The organism is Arthrobacter sp. UNC362MFTsu5.1, from assembly GCF_000685965.1.
Taxonomy (GTDB): domain Bacteria; phylum Actinomycetota; class Actinomycetes; order Actinomycetales; family Micrococcaceae; genus Arthrobacter.
Map to the genome: position 1 here is coordinate 1 of NZ_JMLE01000035.1, position 20,069 is coordinate 20,069.

Annotated in this window: 21 protein-coding genes and 1 pseudogene; 11 read left to right on the forward strand and 11 right to left on the reverse strand. The window is 62.7% G+C overall.

The window, feature by feature from the left end; translation table 11 throughout:
* Positions 1 to 229 precede the first annotated feature (229 nt).
* A complete protein-coding gene (locus tag BS38_RS26565; RefSeq protein WP_051629079.1) occupies positions 230 to 541 on the forward strand; it encodes a hypothetical protein in 312 nt (103 codons plus the stop codon).
* 165 nt (positions 542 to 706) lie between these two features.
* Positions 707 to 1,765, forward strand: a complete 1,059-nt coding sequence (locus tag BS38_RS0121540) for a LacI family DNA-binding transcriptional regulator (RefSeq protein WP_028272644.1) — start codon at positions 707 to 709, stop codon at positions 1,763 to 1,765.
* A gap of 640 nt (positions 1,766 to 2,405) precedes the next feature.
* Here the strand turns inward: BS38_RS0121540 and BS38_RS25940 are convergent.
* Positions 2,406 to 2,723 (reverse strand): hypothetical protein, encoded by a 318-nt coding sequence (locus BS38_RS25940; RefSeq protein ID WP_051629080.1) that lies wholly within the window; start codon positions 2,721 to 2,723, stop codon positions 2,406 to 2,408.
* Positions 2,724 to 3,023: 300 nt separating this feature from the next.
* Here BS38_RS25940 and BS38_RS0121550 point away from each other — a divergent pair, with 300 nt between their 5' ends.
* Together BS38_RS0121550 and BS38_RS0121555 are read left to right on the forward strand one after the other, a co-directional pair.
* Positions 3,024 to 3,545, forward strand: a complete 522-nt coding sequence (locus BS38_RS0121550) for a DUF4265 domain-containing protein (RefSeq protein ID WP_028272645.1) — start codon at positions 3,024 to 3,026, stop codon at positions 3,543 to 3,545.
* Positions 3,546 to 4,144: 599 nt separating this feature from the next.
* A complete protein-coding gene (locus BS38_RS0121555; protein ID WP_028272646.1) occupies positions 4,145 to 4,930 on the forward strand; it encodes an alpha/beta fold hydrolase in 786 nt (261 codons plus the stop codon).
* 83 nt (positions 4,931 to 5,013) lie between these two features.
* Here BS38_RS0121555 and BS38_RS25945 read toward each other — a convergent pair.
* The 3 genes and pseudogenes from BS38_RS25945 to BS38_RS0121570 all read right to left on the reverse strand — a co-directional run bounded on the left by BS38_RS25945 (position 5,014) and on the right by BS38_RS0121570 (position 7,757).
* Positions 5,014 to 5,576: pseudogene (locus tag BS38_RS25945) on the reverse strand (dihydrofolate reductase family protein).
* Positions 5,577 to 5,847: 271 nt separating this feature from the next.
* The gene (locus BS38_RS0121565; RefSeq protein WP_028272647.1) at positions 5,848 to 6,639 is read right to left on the reverse strand and encodes a TIM barrel protein; all 792 of its coding nucleotides are present in this window, start codon (positions 6,637 to 6,639) and stop codon (positions 5,848 to 5,850) included.
* Entirely contained in the window at positions 6,636 to 7,757 is a 1,122-nt protein-coding gene (locus tag BS38_RS0121570) for a Gfo/Idh/MocA family oxidoreductase (protein WP_028272648.1), read from the reverse strand. Before BS38_RS0121570 ends, BS38_RS0121565 begins: the two co-directional genes overlap by 4 nt.
* A gap of 108 nt (positions 7,758 to 7,865) precedes the next feature.
* Here BS38_RS0121570 and BS38_RS0121575 point away from each other — a divergent pair, with 108 nt between their 5' ends.
* Entirely contained in the window at positions 7,866 to 8,870 is a 1,005-nt protein-coding gene (locus BS38_RS0121575) for a LacI family DNA-binding transcriptional regulator (RefSeq protein WP_028272649.1), read from the forward strand.
* A 106-nt stretch (positions 8,871 to 8,976) separates the two neighbouring features.
* Here BS38_RS0121575 and BS38_RS0121580 read toward each other — a convergent pair whose 3' ends face one another.
* Positions 8,977 to 9,219, reverse strand: coding sequence for a hypothetical protein (locus BS38_RS0121580; protein WP_156037211.1), 243 nt, complete (start codon positions 9,217 to 9,219; stop codon positions 8,977 to 8,979).
* A 225-nt stretch (positions 9,220 to 9,444) separates the two neighbouring features.
* On the opposite strand from BS38_RS0121580, the gene BS38_RS27255 reads away from it, so the two are divergent.
* The 3 genes from BS38_RS27255 (at position 9,445) to BS38_RS0121595 (ending at position 11,642) form a co-directional block, all read left to right on the forward strand.
* Positions 9,445 to 10,125: a hypothetical protein gene (locus BS38_RS27255; protein ID WP_156037212.1), complete on the forward strand. Its 681-nt coding sequence runs from the start codon at positions 9,445 to 9,447 to the stop codon at positions 10,123 to 10,125.
* Between the two features lie 389 nt (positions 10,126 to 10,514).
* Entirely contained in the window at positions 10,515 to 10,988 is a 474-nt protein-coding gene (locus BS38_RS26885; protein ID WP_081819006.1) for a DUF1990 family protein, read from the forward strand.
* A gap of 66 nt (positions 10,989 to 11,054) precedes the next feature.
* The gene (locus BS38_RS0121595; protein ID WP_028272652.1) at positions 11,055 to 11,642 is read left to right on the forward strand and encodes a hypothetical protein; all 588 of its coding nucleotides are present in this window, start codon (positions 11,055 to 11,057) and stop codon (positions 11,640 to 11,642) included.
* 50 nt (positions 11,643 to 11,692) lie between these two features.
* On the opposite strand, the gene BS38_RS0121600 is transcribed toward BS38_RS0121595, so the two are convergent.
* The 3 genes from BS38_RS0121600 to BS38_RS0121610 all read right to left on the reverse strand — a co-directional run bounded on the left by BS38_RS0121600 (position 11,693) and on the right by BS38_RS0121610 (position 13,328).
* Positions 11,693 to 11,995 (reverse strand): antibiotic biosynthesis monooxygenase family protein, encoded by a 303-nt coding sequence (locus BS38_RS0121600; RefSeq protein WP_028272653.1) that lies wholly within the window; start codon positions 11,993 to 11,995, stop codon positions 11,693 to 11,695.
* 30 nt (positions 11,996 to 12,025) lie between these two features.
* Positions 12,026 to 12,430 (reverse strand): SHOCT domain-containing protein, encoded by a 405-nt coding sequence (locus tag BS38_RS27260; RefSeq protein WP_156037213.1) that lies wholly within the window; start codon positions 12,428 to 12,430, stop codon positions 12,026 to 12,028.
* Between the two features lie 235 nt (positions 12,431 to 12,665).
* A complete protein-coding gene (locus BS38_RS0121610; protein ID WP_028272655.1) occupies positions 12,666 to 13,328 on the reverse strand; it encodes an ATP-binding protein in 663 nt (220 codons plus the stop codon).
* A 299-nt stretch (positions 13,329 to 13,627) separates the two neighbouring features.
* Between BS38_RS0121610 and BS38_RS27735 the strand changes: the two genes are divergently transcribed.
* Complete coding sequence (locus tag BS38_RS27735) at positions 13,628 to 14,263, forward strand: hypothetical protein (RefSeq protein ID WP_028272656.1); 636 nt, start codon at positions 13,628 to 13,630, stop codon at positions 14,261 to 14,263.
* 148 nt (positions 14,264 to 14,411) lie between these two features.
* On the forward strand, positions 14,412 to 15,041 hold the full coding sequence (locus tag BS38_RS0121620; RefSeq protein ID WP_028272657.1) for a suppressor of fused domain protein: 630 nt from the start codon (positions 14,412 to 14,414) through the stop codon (positions 15,039 to 15,041).
* 88 nt (positions 15,042 to 15,129) lie between these two features.
* On the opposite strand, the gene BS38_RS0121625 is transcribed toward BS38_RS0121620, so the two are convergent.
* Positions 15,130 to 16,203 (reverse strand): DNA polymerase IV, encoded by a 1,074-nt coding sequence (locus BS38_RS0121625; protein WP_442853358.1) that lies wholly within the window; start codon positions 16,201 to 16,203, stop codon positions 15,130 to 15,132.
* Between the two features lie 478 nt (positions 16,204 to 16,681).
* On the opposite strand from BS38_RS0121625, the gene BS38_RS0121630 reads away from it, so the two are divergent.
* Positions 16,682 to 17,602 carry an SDR family NAD(P)-dependent oxidoreductase gene (locus BS38_RS0121630; RefSeq protein WP_028272659.1) on the forward strand — a complete coding sequence of 307 codons (921 nt, stop codon included), beginning with the start codon at positions 16,682 to 16,684 and terminating at the stop codon, positions 17,600 to 17,602.
* A gap of 10 nt (positions 17,603 to 17,612) precedes the next feature.
* Here the strand turns inward: BS38_RS0121630 and BS38_RS0121635 are convergent, their stop codons facing one another.
* Together BS38_RS0121635 and BS38_RS0121640 are read right to left on the reverse strand one after the other, a co-directional pair.
* On the reverse strand, positions 17,613 to 19,304 hold the full coding sequence (locus tag BS38_RS0121635) for an alpha/beta fold hydrolase (protein ID WP_028272660.1): 1,692 nt from the start codon (positions 19,302 to 19,304) through the stop codon (positions 17,613 to 17,615).
* A gap of 253 nt (positions 19,305 to 19,557) precedes the next feature.
* Positions 19,558 to 19,956: a DUF1304 domain-containing protein gene (locus BS38_RS0121640; protein WP_028272661.1), complete on the reverse strand. Its 399-nt coding sequence runs from the start codon at positions 19,954 to 19,956 to the stop codon at positions 19,558 to 19,560.
* Positions 19,957 to 20,069 lie beyond the last annotated feature (113 nt).

The following is a 20,069-nucleotide window of genomic DNA, read 5'->3' on the forward strand; positions in this document are numbered from 1 at the left end:
CTACAACAAGGTGAGTGTCTTCTTCGACTACTTCGTCGGCGCCGGCGGCTACGCACCCATGCCGTCAGACCGTACCTACTACTTCGACGACCTGAGCGGGGTTTCCTGAGTTGACACGGCGCGGCGACGGCATCCTTCGGGCCCGTCGCGCCGAATTTTGCCCATTTTCATCACGCTCGCCAGGCAGCAATCTTGCGGCGTCGGGTCAACTGTGATCCAGGAGCCATGCGTGGCACAGGGAGAGGCCTCAGTGAACAAATATGGCGCGCACGCGCAGAAGTTATGGCAGGAGTGGGCGCCTGTCAGTTACGCCGGGATACCCGATCCTGAGCAGTTTTTTTCGCACCTGGGCCAGCAAGCCGCGCAAATGATGACGGAGCTGGCACCGCAGATCGCTGGCCCCGGTCCGGCAGGGGAAAGCTACCGGGAACAGGCGGCGAGGCTGAATGCCGCGACGCTGCGGGCGGAGCACCTCGTCCGCGCGGCACTGCTGGCCCCGAAACGCGCGCAACTTGCGCGAAAAATTCCGATGAGAGACTAATCAGGGACAAAGGTGGGCGATCGCCGAGGGATCGATTCCTAAGGCTCGCTCGGGTTTTGGCCGTACACCAGGGCGATGCCGCATACGGGCTGCAAGCAGGCGGCCGCCCGGCGTACACGCGGAAATGGTCACGGGGAGGACCGAAGAGGTTGTATCGTCAGAGTGATGAGCGAACCGAGCCCTCGGGTTGACCGAGAAGGGCGGGCCGGGCCCTCCCCAACACTAGAGGACCTTGCGAGAGCGGCCGGAGTTTCCCGCTCGACGGCTTCAAGAGCCATCAACGGTGGTTCCCGGGTCAGCGTGGCAGCCCAAACTGCCGTTGACGCCGCCGTTATTTCTCTCGGGTATACCCCGAACCGGGCGGCACGCAGCCTCGTCACACGCCGGACCTCCTCGATTGCCCTGGTCATCAACGAACCCAATGCCCGGGTCATGGCGGATCCGTTCTTTGCCGCCGTCATCACCGGCATAACCGAGGCGATCCGCGACACGGAAATGCAATTGGTTCTGCTCATGTCCCGGCCAGATGACGATCCATCCCGGACGGTCCGCTACTTGCGCGGAGGTCACGTCGACGGCGCCATTGTTGTCTCGCACCACAAAGCAGACGGCTGGACCGAGAAGCTCGCCGACTCGGGCCTGCCCACCGTATTCATCGGACGGCCCTGGGATACCGGCCTCGGCATCCACTACATTGACGTGGACAATTTCGAAGGCGGCCGACTTGCCGCGCTTCACCTCGCAGCCGCCGGCCGGAAGCACTTGGGAACAATTACCGGCCCGATGGACATGACAGCAGCCGCAGATCGACTCGCCGGCTGGCACACCGGTCTGAGAGAAGCCGGACTGCCGCCGGGGCCCGTCATCGAGGGAGATTTTACCCCGGCCGGAGGCATGGAGGCTGCGGAACGGCTCTTGGCCGAGGACAGCCGCGTGGATGGCATCTTTGCCGCGTCCGACCTCATGGCCCGCGGCGCTATAACCGCTATCCAGGCTGCGGGACGCTCAGTCCCGGCGGACATAGCCCTCGTGGGCTTTGATGACCATCTAGCGGCGCCGGGCGAGCTTCCGTTGACTACGATCAGTCAGCCAACGTCAGAAATGGCCACCCAGGCCGGCCGTCTCCTTCTCGCGGACATCGAAAACCCAACACCCGGCCGGGACCCAGTGATTCATCCTGCACGCCTGGTCATCAGGGCAAGCAGTCAGCGGCAAGAGGGTTAGTCCAGCGTTCGCGTGGTTCTGTCCCACCGCGGCACGCGCCGTCAGCCGTTAGGGAAAGGCTCATTCCAGCAGTGTGAACAGCTTTCCAACTTTCTGTTCTTCGCACTTCTGCGCTTGCGGATTGCTTCTGCTTTCGACTTGGGCAGCCGTTTCCGCTGCCGACGCCGACTAGGTCCGTTGAAACGGCGGCGTGGGCGATCGAGCGCACAGGGATCCCGCAGTCGCGCAGCAGGGTCACTGTGTTGGGCACTTCGATCAGCGACCTGCCCAACCGGTCGACCGCCACACAAAGACGGTGTCGCCCTTCACGGCGTACTCGAGGAGCCTTTTTCATTCCTGGGCGCTCGACTGCCGTCTTGCACGTCCCGTCGGCGAAGACTCGCGTTTCTGCACGCCGGCGCCGACCAGGGCGTCGAGTTGTGGGCGTCCTGCCTAGAAGTACTCACGTGCCTATAACCCAGTGACTCGAAAAGTCCCGGGAGCAGCTTCGCTGAGACAATTAATGATGAGACGCGTTACCGAGACATCGGTGAGCCCAATTTTCCAGCCGCCCGGCCGGCTCATCTGGCCATGAGTCGGCGTCTTGGAAAGCTGTTGTTTTACGAGACAACGGGTGTTTGTTTCTTGCCACCGATTCTCGTCAATGTGGCTTCTGGCCTGGGGCCGATCTGTGCGGCAACTTTTCCGCTTCCTCATAGTTGGACGGCTTGTTATCCCGGAATGCCGCGTCGGCTTCGTTGCGGCTGACGTCGGCGGCGAGCACTCGAACGTGAATCAGTTCCTCGTGGGATTCGCTGCATGCCAGGACGTCTCCGTGGCAGCGGGGGGTGTGGGGGTCATCGGTCGGGAACTGGTGGAAGATGATCCACCAGGTCCCGCCGGACTTGTCCTTGAAGAGGTAGTCGCCCGGCGGCCGGCCGGCGCTCCCGCAGCCCGCGCTCAGACCAGCGCTCGTCACCCGACATGGACCCAGGGGCGTTGAGTGACATCTGGTACTGCTTCCCGGAGCACTTCTCTGGTGACTGGGCGATTTCGCCTTCGCCAAGGAACAGGAACCGCAGGAGGTTCCTCGAACAGATAATCAAAAACGGTCAATATCATTAGTCCGGCGCCAATCAGGGCCGTAGCGACGGGTTGAATCCGATCTGGCTTTCACGTCACGTTGCGGCCGAACGAGCCCGGAGAAACTTGGTGATATGCGCCGAAAACTCAACTGTATACCTCAGAGATGGACAGCCAAACTGGCTAGTCTGAGGTCGTGAATGACTATAGGGAGCACCCAAGCGTGGTTGCTCATTGGAGCGACAATCAGCTCACGCCCTTGAACGAGGCCCGCGCTGCAGACACCACTGTGTGGTTTCCCTTGCCGGAGGAGAATAACGGTGACCGAATCTGGGAAGGCATCAACGGTCGTACCGAGCCGGGCGGTCAAGTTACTCTTTTGGGAATACCCGCATACGTCTACGATCTGAATTTCGGCGACGTGGTCAACGTCGTTCGATCCCAGAAAGGCCCCTTAGTGGCAACCGGGATCCTGCTGGACGGTGGCAACTTTACCTTTAGGGCACTGCTAACAGATCCGCATGAACCGGACAACCGATGGCGCACCATTGCCGAGGAATTCGCCCGTATGGGCTGTCTGGTGGATGCCATCTCGGAACGATTCATCGCGCTCTCCTGCGCTCCGGGCTTAGCACAGCGAGTGGCCGACAGGTTGCAGGATCTCAATGCCGACGGAACCCTTGACTACGAGACGGGACGGACGATGCTCGGCACGTGATCTGGGCTGGCCGGCCAGATCTCCGCCGGGTAAGGGTCGCTATCCTCTGAGCGACCAATTCTTGGCAACAACTGGTTCGGCACGTCGGATGACCATTTTTTTCGGCCCGGTCAGGGTTCGCCCGGTGGAACTTCCTTCGCAAACATCGACCAACAGCTCTTCCCTCTATTTACGCCGCCTCAGGATCACGATCGCGCTGATTCCCAGAATCACGAACATGACGGCGGAAAAGCCACGACGAACAGCGGGTCAAGTCCCACTCCTCCATAGCTGGGAGCAAAATTCTTCACATGTACTCCTGCCTCTTGTGGTGTGCGGCTAGTGATCGTCTGAGCGCTCAGGGAAGCGTTCGGGATGCTTCGGGTCTCTGCCGCGTTCGCGCCAGTACTCCTCGCGTTGCCACAATGAAAACCGAGTCGCCCAGATGATGGATATGATCGTGCCAACGGCAAGAACTGCCATCCTGCCCCAAACCCACGGCTCGGACTCAATGGGACATCGTTCCGATCATCGTTCGTTCGCTGAGCGGCATGTGGTCGGGAAAATGCGCGCCCCACGTGAACGCTGATGGCTCCAACTGGGCCTGTAGGCTCTGGTTCGTGATTGCTCAAATCTTAGGAGAAGGACTTCCGCTCGTCGTAATCCACGGATTCGGTGTAGATCATCGGATCATGCTGCCGTTGGAGGACGCCATCGATGAGTGCGGATGGCAGCAGATCTATATCGACCTACCATGGGCCGCGGGGAATGCTGACATCAACGTCACCAGCACGGACCACGTCGCGCAAGGGGCGCTGGACGACATCCATGCGTATCTCGGAGACCGGCCCTTCGCGCTGATCGGCAACTCCTTCGGAGGAATGATTGCCCGCTACGTCGCTCATGAGCTTCGAGATCAGGTCCTTGGCCTGGCTACTCTTGCGGGTGTGTACGAACCGACCCATGAGGCGCGTAGCCTTCCCCGCCGGCAGGTTGTCCGAGAGGACCCTTCTGTTCTAGCTTTGGCTGGACAGGGGAGGGATGACTACGAAAAGATGACCGTCGTCCAGAGCGAGGCGACGCTCGAGGCATTCACTCGATATGTGCTCCCTGGTCTTCGCACAGCGAACCAAACCGTTCTCGATCGGGTGGCAGCGGAGTACGCGCTCTCTGTAGAACCGGAGGTCGCGCACCCTGCTCCCTTCGAGGCGCCCTCGTTGCACCTTTTCGGGCGTCAGGACCATGTAACTGGCTACGAGGATGGGTGGAAACTCCGCAACCACTATGTCCGGGGCACCTACGCGGTGCTTGACGCTGCTGGCCATAACGCTCATCTCGAGCGCCCGGATCTTACTGCCGCGCTAGTGAAAGATTGGCTCATACGGACCAGCGCGGCTGCCCTGTGAGGGATTGGGGCCAAGTCGATGATCACCGACATTTAGATCCGTGTTGGGTGGCCCGACGCCCGAGTGGGTCCGACGGTGGGCAGTCAGCGCCTGGTCTCGTACCTGGTTAGGACCACACCTCCGGGAACGTCCGGTTCTCGACCAGGTCCAGGTTCACCCAGTTGTCCAGGGCTGTGAAGAATGGCGTGCCGCCGCCCACTAGGACCGGATGGGTGACGATCACGTACTCGTCGATCAGTCCGGCCCGCATGGCCGCCGCGGCGAGTGTGGCACCGCCGATATCCATGGGGCCGCCGTCGTCGGCCTTGAGCCGGCTGATCTCGGTGACCGCGTCGCCGGTGACCAGGCGGGTGTTCCAGTCGACCGTGCTGGCCGTCGAGGAGAACACCACTTTAGGCATGTCCCGCCAGCGGCGGGCGAACTCGATCTGCGCCGGTGTGGCGTCAGGCTGCTGGTCGGCGGTCGGCCAGTGGGAGCTCATCGTCTCCCACAGTTTGCGGCCGTACAGCGCGAGGCCCGTTGCCCCCACCCGGTCGGACCACCATTGGAACAGCTCGTCGCTCGGTGCGCTCCAGCCGAGATCGTCGCCGGGCGCCGCGATGTAGCCGTCGACGCTCAGGTTCATGCCGAAGGTCAAGGTGCGCATGGCGTCAGTCTCCCCTGAGCCGGTATCCGTTGTACAGACCAGCATGGCGCGGAGAATCATCGGTCAGGCCACACTGAGACCAGTTGACCACCACGCCATGCAGATGCTCCGTACGGAAGGATCCTCTCGCAGGCCGCTACCAGGTGGGAGACCGACGCGGCTACGTTTGCCGATAAGGTGGATCTCCTTTGATTCCAAGGATGAGTCGGCGCCCTGCCCTGAACACGGCAGGGCGCTGACTCGGTGGGGAAACGGGCGTGTTGGGTGGTGCTCAGCTGTCGAAGGCGGCGCGGAAGGCGGCGAGGGCGGTGTCTCCTGATTCCGGGCCCGGGCCGCCGGAGGCTCCGGCCTCGAGGCCGATGACACCGGTATAGCCGGCTTCTTTTAGGGCGGTGGCCACGGCCCGGTAGTTGACCTCTCCGGTGCCGGGTTCGAACCGGCCCGGGACGTCGGCTACCTGGATTTCCCCGATCCAGGGCAGTGCGGCCCTGACGAGTTCGATCAGGTTTCCCTCGCCGATCTGGGCGTGGTAGAGATCCAACATCATCTTGACGTTGGGGTGGTCCACAGCCGCAACCAGCGCCATGGTGTCCTTGGCTCTGGCGAGCGGTATGCCCGGGTGGTCAAGGATGGTGTTCAGGTTCTCCAGCGCGAAGGTCACGCCGTGCTTCTCGCCGAGAGCAGCCAGGCCTTCAAGGGTGCGCAGTCCGGTCAGCCACATCTGTCCGGTGGAGCGGTGGACGGGACGGACGGCCAGGCCGCCTTCTCCGAGCTCTGCCGGGTGCACCACCATCCGTTCGACGCCGAGTTCAAGGGCGACAGGAATCAGCTTTTCCGCCGATGCCAGCACCTCGCCGGCGCTGGCAGGGTCGATGAGGCTGCCGCCGAAGTAGCCGCTCATCGAGGAGAACCTGGCCCCCGTTGCGGCGAGTGCGGCGATGTCCCTGCCCCGGGTGTCCCAGAGCTCAACTTCAAATCCCTGCTCGTGGATCCTGTGCACGCGTTCGATCAGGGGAAGGTCGCCGTAGACCATCTCGGCGCACACGGCCAGGCGGAAACTCACGCCTTTCCACCCGTCACGTGAAGTTCGGGCTCGGCGGGACGTAGCTCCGCGATCGATGCAACATCCACCGGCAGGCCGGTCTCCGCCGAACGGACGGCGGCCAAGGCTATCGTGAGGGCGTTCCGAGCGTCGGCGCCCCCGGGGCCAGGGGCACCGGGAGCCTGGAGGCTGTCGCGGCTGGCCTTCACGGCGTCGACGAAGTGGGCTAGTTCCGCAGTGTAGGCGTCGTGGAAGAGATCCACGTTCAGGCGGACGGTGGCCGAGCCGATGCCGGCGGCGGTGTAGCTCGTGGCGCTAGAGGCCTGCGGCCCTCCCGCGGTGACCATGCCCGCGGAGCCGAACACTTCACCGCGCACGTCGTAGCCGTAGAGGGCGTTAAAGTTCGCCTCGGCAACGGCAATCGCGCCGTTGCTGTAGGTGATGGTCACGACGGCGGTGTCCAGGAGTCCGCCGGCTTTCGCCTCGGGTGCAACCAGGGCGTCAGCCACTGCGTGGACGCGGACGGGGACGGCGCCGGGGTTGAGCCAGTTCAGGGTGTCGAAGTCGTGAATGAGGGTTTCGAGGAAGATCGTTCCCGGCGGAATCCGCTCCGGGTTGGTGATGCCGGCTGTGCTGCCTGGATCCCGGGTCAGGGACCGCAGCAGCTGCGGGGTGCCCACGGCGCCGTCGTCAATAAGCTTGCGAGCCGCGGCGAAATCGGCCGCATAGCGCCGGTTGAAGCCGAACTGGACAACCACCCCGGAAGCATTAGCCGCGTCGAGGGCTTCATCGAGTTCTTCCACCGTGCGCCCGCCGGGCTTCTCACAGAAGGCATGCTTTCCGGCCCGGGCCGCGGCCGCGATCAGACCGGAGTGGAAGCGTGCCGGCGCCGCGATCAGGACGGCCTCGACGTCGGGATCATTGATCACGTCGGCCGGATCAGCGCTGATCTTGGCGACGCCCAGACGGCCGGCCAGGGCCTCCACGGCCGGAAGCGCCGGATCGGCGATTGCTTCCAGGCGGGCGCCGGGGATGCGCCGGGCGACTGACTCAGCGTGGAAATTTCCAATCCATCCCGCCCCGATCAGGCCGATACGGACCGGCCGGTCTTCACTGACCGGATGCTGAAGATAGCTCATGACAACTCCTGAAGTTCGGATCTAGATCGTTCTAGTAACTCCATGGTGGCATGGCGATAATGGACCTGTCTAGATCGTTCTATAGACTGTCTCCATCAAGGAGGAAACATGACCGAACAGCAGCGCCGCCCCACCCTGATGGACGTGGCCCGCGCGGCCGGAGTCTCCAGGGCGCTGGTGTCCATCGTGATGCGCGGGGCGCCCGGGGCGTCGGAGCCGACACGGCAGAAGGTCATGGAGGCCGCCCGCGAACTCGGCTACCGGCCGGACTCCCGGGCCCGGTTGCTCCGCAGCAGCCGGACCAAGCTCCTGGGCCTGAGTTTCTCCAGCTCCCAGCCCTTCCACACCGAAATAGTCGACGCCGCCTACGCCGAAGCCGCCGCCAGAGGCTACGAAATTGCCCTCAGCGCGGTGGCCAACGGCCGGCCCGAAGAACGGGCCATTGAGGCGCTGCTGGATTTCGGCTCCGAAGCGCTCATCCTGATCTCCCCCACGCTCAGCAACCAGGACCTGGCCCGCTATGCCGGCCAGGTGCCCCTTGTGAGCCTGCTCCGCAACGACGTCGGCGAGTCCGTCGATTCGGTCAGCAGTGATGACCACGCTGGTATCCGGATCGCCGTGGACCACCTCACCGCCCTCGGTCACCGCCGCATTGTCCACGTCGACGGCGGAACAGCCGTCTCCGCAGACCAACGCCGGGCAGCCTTCCACACCGAGATGCTCCGGCACGGGCTGGAACCCGTAACCGTGCCCGGCGGCCCAACCGAAGAGGACGGCCTGAGAGCCGGCCAGTCCCTGATAGGCGACATGCCATCAGCCATCATCGCCTTCAACGACAGGGCAGCCCTCGGCGTCATGGAAAGCCTCCGGGCAACCGGACTGCAGGTACCTACCGACGTTTCCGTCCTCGGTTACGACGACAGCCAATTCGCCCGCCTCAGCTACGTACAGCTCTCCTCCATCAGCCAGGACGCCCCGCTCCTTGCCGCCGCAGCCGTTGACCGCGCCGTCGAACGGATAGAAACCCCCCAACCGCCAGCCCATCTCGTCAGAACACCCCACCTGGTCCTCCGCAGAACCACGGGGCATCCCGCTCCGCAGATGCAGCCCTGATTCGAAGCTGGGACCCGACAGATACTCACGGGACTCGCCGAACATCGGCCTAGGTCTTGCGGCCGAAGGAAGTCCCTTCCACCTGCCAGGAAAGTCCGTAGAGGGGTTACTTGAATTTCTCTGCGGCCGTGTAGCGGGCTGCTTGTACAGTAATGCCGACGCTGACAGCGAAGCTGAGGAACAATGCCAGCAACCCGGCACCGACGGCGACAAAGTAGCTCGCCGGATCAGGCACTGAATCGACGACCGGCTCCATGTAGAACCATATGGTCGCACCGGCACTAATCCCGAGAAGTGCGATGAGGCCAGTCAAGACCCACGCGGCAATTGCAAGAATGACCATCTTCATATCTCCCCCAATTTGGCACGTGCTGTACCCGTCACGTCCTGAATCTTAGCCATCACGTTATGTTGAGGGGATGTGTCCTAGAGGATCCCTTACCGGAGGTAGGGCTGACACCCGACATTTGGAGAAGAAGGGCGCGGGCATCCTCAAAGAGTATCCGGGTCGGCACCAACCGTTCTTAGTGCCATCCTGCCAACTTCATTCGCAGTGCCATGTCACTGTTATCTGGTGAAGAGAGCAGTTGAAGTTTATGCATTTATCCTCCAAATAGCTGGATTTTTTGCACTCGGGCTGTACGGAGTCTCCCAGCTGCAAAGGCAGGACCCCCGCGGCGTTGTCGTTCTCGCGCTTCTGGCGTGTGGGATCATGCTGACGCTGCCCTATGTCTGGGCCCACCATCGCCGCGGCAGAAACACGCAACGGTTCCTGGCAGGAAAACCATTCCGTCCACATACCTTTCATTCATCTGCCACGGCAGAGTACAAGCACGCCCCAGAAACCGTTTGGGAGCTTATCCGGCCCGCTCAAGTGGCCGTCCTGATAGAGGGTGCTGCTCAGGCGTTCAAAGTGCCGGGCACCCCGGAAGGCGAAGGCGAACGGCAGTGCTTCATTTCTGGAGATGGTCAGGTTTCTTGTGTAGAAGTTGTCAAAGAAGTTCCTTACCGCTCTGCCGTAACCAGATCGATCTGCTCGCCACTTCAGCCGTCGGTCCAGACAACGTACATTCTGGAACCCAGCACAACTGGCTGCAAGCTCACGATGGAAACTGTTGTTGAGTCCCCGGTCGCCCTTGCGATTGCACAGCGGCAGGCTTTTCGGGCTCACAACGAAAGCTTCGTGGAAAAGGTTGGGCACCTGCTCGATAGGCAGTCAGTGCAGGAAGTGCCCACAACTTCAAGCGGAGGATGATCTATCCGCAGTCGCATACACATCCTCAGACGGACATTTATCGCGGTAAACGACGCTTGTGGCAGCTGTGACCGTGGTGTCCCGGTGAACCATCGGCCAACGGTAGAAGGCGTTGCCGCCCGTAAAGACCGCTCACGATGGCAAAGGGTTCTCCTTCCGGAAATCGCTGAGTAAAAGTGAGTATTGCACCTGAAGTAGGCTTGCGGTGTCCTTCTCGGACCAGCGAATCTTTGGGGGAAGAACTATGGATATTGTCTTAACTGCCGTCCTTGCGGCCATTTTCTTTTATGTCCTCTATGGGGTAATCCGGGCGGCGACGCGAGACGGCATCATTGCGGCCCGGCAAAGCCGGAAGACTGACGCAACTCAGAATGGCCAAGAGATGACGCATGACGAGCCCGCATCTTGACCAATGGCCCCTCAGCGACCTCAAATACCGCCGTTCAGAAGTGACGGCATTCGTCGGGAGCGGCGACGCTGTTTGGGAGCGTGTCGCTCTTGAGGTGCTTCTTTGGAAAGTGAAAACCGCGAGTGGGTTTGTCGTGGACTCCCCAGGTCCGGCATCGCCGGGCGACCGGGTCGTCGTAACTGCGCGCCTGTGTGGCCTCTCCGTCGTCGAACCAGTCGAAGTGGTAGACGTCGTCCAAGAACCGGACAGATCGGGGTTTTCGTACCGCACTAGGCCGGGGCACCCCGTCGATGGCGAGGAAGCCTTTTTGGTACACCGTAGTGGCGACGAAGTGCACCTCACCATTCGCTCGCTCACGCGAGCAGCTCCTCAACAACCATGGCGATTGCTTTTCCCGCTCCTCCTGATTGCACAGCGGATCATTCAGAGGCGGTACCTGCGCGCGCTGCGGTGATAGTCCGAGAGGTGCCGCGTACGGCTCGAGGACGTCACTGCTGATAAACATTCGAAGGGGATTGATGTGGACGATGACGAGGTAAGTGGCTGGGTACGGCTGCTGCGCCGGGCACCGAGGTGGGCTCTGGTTCTGGGAATCGCCGTCGTATACACAGTCTTCATGCTTGGGATGAAACTCCTCCAGGGAGAGCAAGTGGAGCCAATCGAGATCGCCGTCACGGGGGCGTTGGGCCTGGCGGTGGGCGGCTTTGCCTTGTGGTTCACCCGCCGGCAACGTGCCAAAGAAAGGCAGAAGCCCGAAGGCTGGCCCACTGTGACCAACCTGAAACAGGCGGTATCGAAAGGGCGCCTCCCGGAAGGCGCCGCCGCTGAACAGTGGATTCCCGAGTTGACCAAGATCGCCGCCCAAGAGCGCTACATGATCTGGGCCGGGCCTCTGCTGTTTGGTGCATTTGCCGCGATGGGCGTTTTCCTGACCCTCGAGAATCCGGATCACCCCTGGTTCTGGGTACTCGCCACCATCGGGTTTGCCGGTGTAGCCCTCTGGTATCCGATATGGATCCCGAGGCGCAGGACACGCATCGAAGGACTTATCGCCCAGTTTCCAGATGGAGGAAATCTCATGCCCGACGAATCCATGCCCGAAAACTAAGCTGGCTCTTCTTTGCCAGGGCCACGGAAGCCGGTTAGCCCACGGGCTCTCTACCGAGGAGCAGAGTTAACGAGCTCGAAGTGTTCGACCAAGGGAAACGGTTTGTAAAATCTGTGCAGTAGTTGCCGCCACTGCTGATATTGCGGGGATCCCCTGAAACCAACGGTGTGGTCCTCCAAACTGTCCCACTGCACAAGCAGCAAATATGTGCCGGGAGTTTCGATCGAACGCGAGAGCGACAACGAGACAAAGCCTGGCATCGACGCAATAACCAACCGAGCGCGATCGAAGGCTGCCTCAAAATCGTCTTCTTGGCCGGAAATAACGGGAAGCAGCGCGTGCTCGGTAATCATTGGGCAAGTCTCGCAGGTTCGGACAGGTCGTCAGATATCTAGGATGCGCCGCTTTGCGGCAACGAATTCTTCTGCGGTGAGAGCGCCCTGGGAATAGAGGTTTGCTATAAGGGCAAGATCAGCCGCCACAGATTCTTTTGCGGCTGCCTTATCTGCGTTCCTGATGTGATGCTTTCCTGCCCGAACGGGAGCGGACGCTTGCTTCGTCTTGTTTTTGGTCATTGCATACCAAACCAGCACGACGGCGCCGAGAGCTGCTACCGCGATGCCCAAGGGCATGGACAAATACAAATTTGACGCGGTTCCTATGACCGCGATTGCCATTCCGACCCCAGCTAACCCGACACCGGTTACCCATCGCGCTGTCTGACGGAGGGGGTGCTTCCCTCTGAACTCAAACAAATACCCGCCGCTCGGAACCGTGTGTTCGTTCATGTGGTGAAGAATAGCCCCGTGTCCAGACGTTGAACATCCCTCAAGGGCGGCGCAGTGCTCTCGGTTGGCTCCACCCGCGAGTGTTGCAGTCAAGCAGGGGCAGCCATCTTGGCGCTGCACGCCGTTGGTCGTATCGTGGCCGCATGTCAATCCTTTTGGAGGCAATCGGGGCTGTGGTTCAGGCGGTCATAGAGGCCGCGTCCGACGTGCTATTCCGGAGCCGCGGAGAGAAAGATCAGGACGACGTTTCCGACGAATAGACAGCCGAGTTCTCTTTCCCTTCCCGGATTTCAATTGTGAGCGAGGGAACTGGTGGCTTAGCCAATTGGCGGAGCTCGCCTACTGTGACCTCGGCGGGCTTGACGAAGTCCGCGTCCGGCAGGAAATGCACGATCGTTCCTGTCGTGCCGTCCCCGGGAATATCGGTTAGACCTGTCACAGGTATGCCATGCTCGTAGCGCTGAGTCCAGGACCCATTGAGCCTGCGGTTGGTATGCGCGAGCCAGGTGCTAAGTGCAGCGACAACCGACATCCCGCGCCGCGGCAGCCCGTCCGGTAGCCCTACAGTCTCCCGGGAATCGAAGAACCGAATGTCCTTGGTGGCCATCACTGGCTTTCGGACCGTCCGGCCCTGGTCGTCGGTGCGTGTATCAGTCCCCCGCCCAGTGTCCGCGACGGACACTGATCCATCCGAGTGAACTGTGATCGTAATATGCGCTGGCCTGCCATGGTGTTCGGCTTCGTCTACTGCATAGGCAAGCACTTCAAGAATCAGGTGAATTGTCCCCTTCCGCGCGTACACGTCCGCATTTCTCTGTATTTGCGCAAGATGATCACGATCCACCTGCTTGGACCAGTCGTGTGTCGTGATCTTCCAGGCGTCCCTAGAAGTTTCCATGCGGAACAGTATTGCAAGCCGCGCTCGCCGCGACCCGGCGAAACACCCTGTCGCCATACCTCACTCAGTCCAAGTTCGGTTTTTCTGCCCTGCCTGTAACTTCAGGCGAGCTCCCGGAAATTTAGATATCAAGCGGGACATTCAGCCCGCCGTCACAGATATTGGGGGTTACAACAATGAATTCCAATCGCGCCGGAATCTTCACGGCCGTCACGATGGCGAGTTTCGCCGTCGGCCTTGTACTTGCCGGATGTGGGCTACAGCCAGGAACTGGCTCTGCCGCCGCCTCGAACGTAACCGTGAACGACACGGCCGAACCCACGCCAGCGCTGGCATTTCTCTCAGCTTCTTCCGCGGCACCGGCGGTTCCTGCCACCAGTGCGGTATCAGCGTCAGCAGTGCCCGCCTCGTCGGCGAAGCATGCAGCTCCGGCACTGAAAACCTTCACATTCCCGGACGGACACATCTCCTTCGCCTATCCGGAGGCATGGACGGTGCGAACCGCGCTCCCGCCTGCAGGCCTCCCCGGCATGGAAGCGATCGTCACTGACAGTGCAGGCAATGATCTGCTCTTCCTGGGAAATGGCATGACCGCTGGTTGTGCTGGCGGCCCCGTATCCCGTCGGGTATTCGATCAAGCGGCTGTTCCTGGGATGGCTGCACCGGACGGCACCGAGCCCATTTTCGGGTTCGTCGTGGAGTCCTATGGTGATGGTGAGGCCTACTTCATGGGGCTAAGCGATCCCCGCTCCCTGGAGCAGGGTGAGGGCGCCTCATCGTGGTGCAATCTCGTGTCAACGGCCAACGGCGGCCTGAGCACCCGTGTTCTGTTCAACGACCCCGCGTTCCTCAACAGGGGCGCAGCCAGGGCCTGGATGGCAACTGACCAATACGCCCAACTCAAGGCGCTGCTGATCAGCCTGACCTACGCCTGATCCTCGCGTTGCGAAAGATAGCCCGCCGGACGGTGAAACGGCGGGCTATCCACCGGGGCCGCATCTTCCCTTCCTCAGAACAAAGGAGGATCGAAGCAAAAACCCACCCCTCCAGATAGCTACGTTTCCCGCAAAGAGCGATGCTTAGATGGACCACATGGGGAGCATAACGGTGGTTGAGGAGCTGCGTGAGCACTACGCAGCAGTGGTCGGATCCGAGCCGGAGTATCACGAGATGCGTACCCGTTCAGGCGAATCCCTGGGCGTCTTCGAGTGGCCTAAGGGTAGGAGCCGGATGGGCGTCCACCTCTATGCGTCGGCCGGCGCCACCCGCCACGGCCCGGGAGCAAGGCAGCACGCCGTTGAGCTCTTTCTAGGGGTGAACACGGGTTCTGAGGCGGTAAAAGAGGCCTTCGCAAACATGACATTGAGCGTCCTCAAAAGCAACACTGTGCCTCAACACGGCGTGTTCGTCGCAGGCAGTCGGAAAGTCATCAAAGGACGGAAATTCACGGGATGGGTCCTCACTGAACGTCCCGATGACCTGATTCCGGAGCTCCAGCTGACCACCGGCCGGCACGTTGTATTTCTCGACGCTCTGCCGGTCTTTCCCGAGGAGGCCCAGTACAGGCACGGCAACCGATCCGACGAGCTTTTCGGTATCTGGGAAGAGACCGGCGTCGAATCCTGGAACCTCGACAGGGACCTGCCAGCGGGGATCGAGAGGCGCCGAATCCTTCGCAGGCCCTTGTGGTTCCTGCGCAACGGGAGGCCCTAATTACCGCGCGGCATTGGTCCGCGAGCCAATTTGGGTAAGGACGTGTGGCCGCAACGACTCGTTGCCTGGTGTGTGAGTCGGCTCGGCGTCACCAACCGCCGCGCGTCGGCGTATGTCCCTTTCTGGCATCAGCGGGCATTGCCATTTCGGCCCGCAGACCCAGCAGCCGGATTGGACGGCCCGCTTCGATTTCCGCTGCGAGGTCCAAGGTCCGCGCGAGGATTTCGTGCCGGTCGAACGTCTCGGGAATCTTTCTCGCGTGGGTCTTCGTGAAGAACGGCGCATAACGAATCTTGAGGGTCAGCCCAACCACCGGCCGTCCTTCGGCCACAACATCCTCGAGGACACGCGCTGTCAGCTCCCTCAGGGCGTCATCCACCTGGGCGGGCTCAGTCAGGTCCCGTTGGAAGGTGGTCTCCCGGCTGTGCCCGCGGGGAACCCACGGGGTATCGTCCACAACGCTGGCGCCGTCCCCGCGTCCGAGCTCCGCATACCAAGGACCCATCCGGGGGCCGAACTCCGGGACCAGGTCTTGGGGGTCGCACGCGGCCAGCTCGGCGACCGTGTTGATGCCGAGTTTGGCCAGCCGGCCCGACACTTTGGTTCCGACGCCCCACAGGTCCTTAGTCGGACGGGTGCCCATGACCTCCAGCCAGTTCGCGGCAGTGAGGCGGAAGACACCCGCCGGCTTGCCGAAACCGGTGGCGACCTTGGCTCGAACCAGGGTATCGCCGATGCCCACGCTGCAATGCAGCTGCGTCCGCTCCAGGACAGCGGCCTGCACCTCCCGGGCGTAGGCTTCCGGGTTCTCTGTCTCCACGCCAACAAAAGCTTCATCCCACCCCAGCACCTGCACCGTGGCCCCGGGCTGCGAGCGTAGGGTTGCCATCACTGTTTCCGATGCGGCGAGGTAGGCTTCGCGATCGACGGGCAGGATCACAGCGTCGGGCACTTTCCGGGCCGCAATGCGCAAGGGCATTCCGGAACCCACGCCGAACGCCCTGGCTTCGTAGGACGCGGTCGACACCACAGCTCGTTCCGTGGGGTCGCCCCGGCCGCCGACAATGATCGGTTTGCCCGCAAGCTCCGGCCGCCGGAGCACTTCGACAGCCGCGATGAACTGGTCGAGGTCGACGTGCAGCACCCACCGGATTCCGCTCACGCCACCAGTCTGCCTTAATCATCGCTGGCTGGCATCGACGTGGTTTAAACCAAGTCACTGCCTCGACCCTGCTTGAGGTCGTTGGGTCCTCCATCGTTGTCCCGTTGCTGATCCCGGTCGCTCTGACCGGGATGCCTCTCCTCGTGCGGGGACCGGCACGGATGCACGCATCCATCTCGGCGACTGTTGCCCTCGCCGTCTTCACCCTCCTCGCTTCCGCAACCATTGGCTGGTTGTACGTGCCCGCCCTGGCGGCCGCGCTGGCCTCAGCCGTCGCCCCGGCCAGAAAGCCGTGGCCTCAGCCGTCGGCGAGCCAGGGTGGCAGCCCATCGAGACACTCAACTGATTAAGCGCTGGTCAACCAGACCACGGTGTGCTGTGATGTTGACCAGCTGAGACTGAGCGCACACAGCGCGCGGCGGCGATAAGGCGATGCCGTGACGCGGCGGCTAGTTGGCTGGACAAGCCTCAGGAGGCGATGACGATGGCTTCCATGGATGGAACCGTGGCGCTGGTGACGGGGGCGGCGAGCGGCCTGGGAAAAGCCGTGGCAACCGGACTTGCCCGCGAGGGCGCGCTGGTCGTGGTGGTGGGGCGATCAGGGCCCCGGGCGGAAGAAGCAATGAGGGGCATCCGCCAGCTCGTCCCTGACGCCCGGCTTGAGCCACTGGCCTGTGACCTCTCGGTCCAGTCCTCAATCCGTGCGGCCGCCGCCGAGTTCCTGTCGCACCATGACCGGCTCGACGTGCTCGTCAACGCAGCGGGCGTGTTCCGCAAAGAACGCCACGAGACCCCCGACGGGCTCGAACTGACCTTCGCCACCAATGTGATGGCTTACTTCCTGCTGACCAATCTCCTGCTCGACGCGCTCAAAAACGCCGCGGCCGTGGCGGATAGAGACGCCGTCCCGGAAGGGAACGCCGGAGTTGCTGGCCAGCCGTCCGGTGCGGCGCGAACGTCCCGGATCGTGAATATCGCGTCCAAATACGGCAACACCAAACTCAAGTTCGACGATCTCCAGACTGCCAAGGGCAGGTACAGCTACCTGCGCTCGACCCCGCCCACAATGCTTGCCAGGGTCCTGCTCACCCAAGAGTTCGCTGAACGCCTGCACGGCTCGGGCGTGGTGGCGAACGCCGTCCATCCGGGACTGGTCAAGAACACATCGCTGCTGCTCGACGTCGGCGGCCCTTTTCGCTGGATCACGAACGCCCTCGGTGCTCCCGCCGAAACGGCGGCAGACACAGCGCTTTGGCTTGCCATGTCGAAGGAAACGGCGGCAGTCTCCGGCAAGCTCTGGGCAAAGCGCAAAGAGCTCCCGACGCCGGGCATGGGATCGGATCCCGAAGCCCGCAAGCGCTTGTGGGACGCCTGCTCGCACCTTGCCGGGCTCCCGTGAACGGCCCAGGTCAGGGCCGCCGCAGGAACTCCTCCACGGTGGCGATGTACTCGGCGGTCAGCGTTGCCATGACTCCGTGTCCCGCGCCCGCGAAAAGACAGGTCTCCGCGGCCGGATAGAGGGCGCGGAGGGCCGCCCGTGCCTGGGGCGGGAACGCTTCATCCCGCTCCGATTCGATCAGCAGCACCGGTACACGCACCCCCGGTGCCCGTTCGGCCGGAAGACGGGCAAACTCCCCCATCTCCCGCAGGCCGGACAGCAGGTCCTCCTTGCCCAGCCGGCTGAGCACGTCCGACAGCAGCATGGTCCAGAAACTCGCGTCCTCCTGTGAGCCCGCGACAAACCAGCGGCGCCAGTTCCGGCCTGTCAGGGACCGCACGGCGCTTTCCGGAAGTACGGAAAGGAACCGGATGAGGAGCGGGAGCAAAGGGAGCGGGGCCGCGGCGGGGCTTCCGGTGTTCGCCAGCACCAGGCGCCGCACGCGCTCCGGATGCCGGCGGGCGAACGTCTGCGCCACAAATCCGCCGAACGATGAGCCCAGCACATCCGCCTGCCTAACTCCCTCGGCGTCGAGGATCGCAGCCAGGCCGTCCGCGAGCCCGGCGATGCCAGCACCGGCGGGGTACGCCGGCGCAATGACACGGAAGTCCCGTTCCAGCGCCTCGATCAGCAGCAGGTACATGTCCGGCATCCTTGTTCCGCCGGAGGGCAGAAGCACCGTTTGTTCGCCCGATCCGCCGGCGAGGTAGCGCCAGCGCACGCCGTCGACGTCGAGCGTGCGGTACTCGTGGCTGGCACGGAAGCCGGCCAGCTTGGCGTCAAGGGCCGCGACGGCAGGGTTGTCGCTACGCCCCGCGGGAAGGGGCCGGCCTTCGAGAAAGCGTTCGACGACGTCGGCGTATTCAGTCGGGTGGGTGACGGCCGCCAGGTGGCCGCCCCCGCCGAAGACGTAGGCCCGGGCGCCGGGGTAGGCGGCCAGCAACGCTTCGCGTTCGTGCGCGGTGAACCCGCGGTCGTCCGCAGCAGCGATCACCAGAACGTCGTCCGGACGCTCGAAGGTGGACGACGCGGCGTAACGGTCCGGATGCGTCGCCAGATCCAGGACGACTGCCAGGCGGGCAAGGGCAGATTCCTTCGTGTGCGCTGCGAAGAGGTCTTCCGTGTAGGCGGTGAGGAAAGCGCGTTCGTCGGCTTCCGCCCCTGCGACAAGGCGTGCGATCCTCGGACGATAGAAAGCGGCAAGGGCATCTTTGGGCAGTATCGAGAACAGCCCGACAAAGGCGCTTACGAGGCGCGCGTGACCACGGGTGTAAAGACCGAACCCGGACAGGATGAGCTTGTCCACGCGCTGCGGATAGCGGCGTGCAAAGGCGTGCCCGACGCCGGCGCCGAGGGAATGGCCGAAAATGCTCGCGGACCGGATACCCTCGGCGTCGAGGATGGCCGCCACTCCTGCCACGAGTTCGGCCATGGTCCGCACCGCCGGATACGAGGGCGAGAGCACCCGGAAGCGCGGTTCGAAGGCAGTGATCGTACGGAACGCCGAATCACCGAAGGAGAACCCGCCGCCCAGGACGAGGAGTGCCGGCATGCCCTCCTCGGGCACCGCTCCGGCGATGTACTTCCATTCGACGCCGGCGACCGTCACCGACCGGCACGGGTGCGTGCCGCGGAACGCCCGCAGCTCGGCATAGCCGTCCATGGGTCCTCCCGCTCCGGGTGTCCTGATAGCCGGGTGTCCTGATAGGAGGCAGACTACGCCGCCGGCCGGGACTCGGAAAGGGCGGTGACGCATGCTGCGGCCAGGTCCCCAAGTGGTTGTTGCGCGGCATCACTGCATCTCCACTCGATGGGTATTTAGAAGAGGCGTAACTTTTTAATTGCGAAGGTCCGTCTGTCCCCCATAGGCGGGCCTTCGTTTGTGCTTTGCGCCAACAATGGCGGCCAAAGCCCGCTCAGAACGCCGAGGCAACAAGCGCAATGAGGGCCGGCACGGTGGCGGCGAGGGTTCCCGGAATGCTGTCCCCCCTCTTGGGGTAGTGTCCCAAAGCATCGGCCAGGGCCATGGTGGACCCGCCCAGGACCATGTAGGCGCAGCAGTAGGTAACCAGTGTCCGGCCGACCACCTCGTTCCCGGTATTCAGTGCCACGAGTCCCGCAATCACCCCCAAAGCTATGAGCAGATTGCGGAAGCCGACAGGAATCGCCCACATCATGACGGCGGGGACATTTCCGGCAGGGGTGCTGAGGAATTTCTGCACGGCCGGGCGGTGCAGGAGAAAGGCCTCAAGCGGAAACACCGAGATATAGATAAGGGCTTCAAGCAGCGCAAACAGTTGGGCAACGGCGTTCATGGTCGAAGACTACGTCCGCCGCGAAGCCCGTCCCATCCCCGCCCGGGGGGTTCCGCGAGCACCTCAGCCATCCCCCAAACTGGGGATTGCGATCCGTCATTGGCGGCGGATAC

Bases quoted from the DNA above. Each gene is read 5' to 3' on its own strand.
- BS38_RS0121540 (WP_028272644.1), top strand. From the start codon at position 707: ATGAGCGAACCGAGCCCTCGGGTTGACCGAGAAGGGCGGGCCGGGCCC.
- BS38_RS0121570 (WP_028272648.1), bottom strand. From the start codon at position 7,757: ATGAGCTATCTTCAGCATCCGGTCAGTGAAGACCGGCCGGTCCGTATC.
- BS38_RS0121575 (WP_028272649.1), top strand. From the start codon at position 7,866: ATGACCGAACAGCAGCGCCGCCCCACCCTGATGGACGTGGCCCGCGCG.
- BS38_RS0121580 (WP_156037211.1), bottom strand. From the start codon at position 9,219: ATGAAGATGGTCATTCTTGCAATTGCCGCGTGGGTCTTGACTGGCCTC.
- BS38_RS26885 (WP_081819006.1), top strand. From the start codon at position 10,515: ATGACGAGCCCGCATCTTGACCAATGGCCCCTCAGCGACCTCAAATAC.
- BS38_RS0121600 (WP_028272653.1), bottom strand. From the start codon at position 11,995: ATGATTACCGAGCACGCGCTGCTTCCCGTTATTTCCGGCCAAGAAGAC.
- BS38_RS27260 (WP_156037213.1), bottom strand. From the start codon at position 12,430: ATGAACGAACACACGGTTCCGAGCGGCGGGTATTTGTTTGAGTTCAGA.
- BS38_RS0121610 (WP_028272655.1), bottom strand. From the start codon at position 13,328: ATGGAAACTTCTAGGGACGCCTGGAAGATCACGACACACGACTGGTCC.
- BS38_RS0121620 (WP_028272657.1), top strand. From the start codon at position 14,412: ATGGACCACATGGGGAGCATAACGGTGGTTGAGGAGCTGCGTGAGCAC.
- BS38_RS0121630 (WP_028272659.1), top strand. From the start codon at position 16,682: ATGACGATGGCTTCCATGGATGGAACCGTGGCGCTGGTGACGGGGGCG.
- BS38_RS0121635 (WP_028272660.1), bottom strand. From the start codon at position 19,304: ATGGACGGCTATGCCGAGCTGCGGGCGTTCCGCGGCACGCACCCGTGC.
- BS38_RS0121640 (WP_028272661.1), bottom strand. From the start codon at position 19,956: ATGAACGCCGTTGCCCAACTGTTTGCGCTGCTTGAAGCCCTTATCTAT.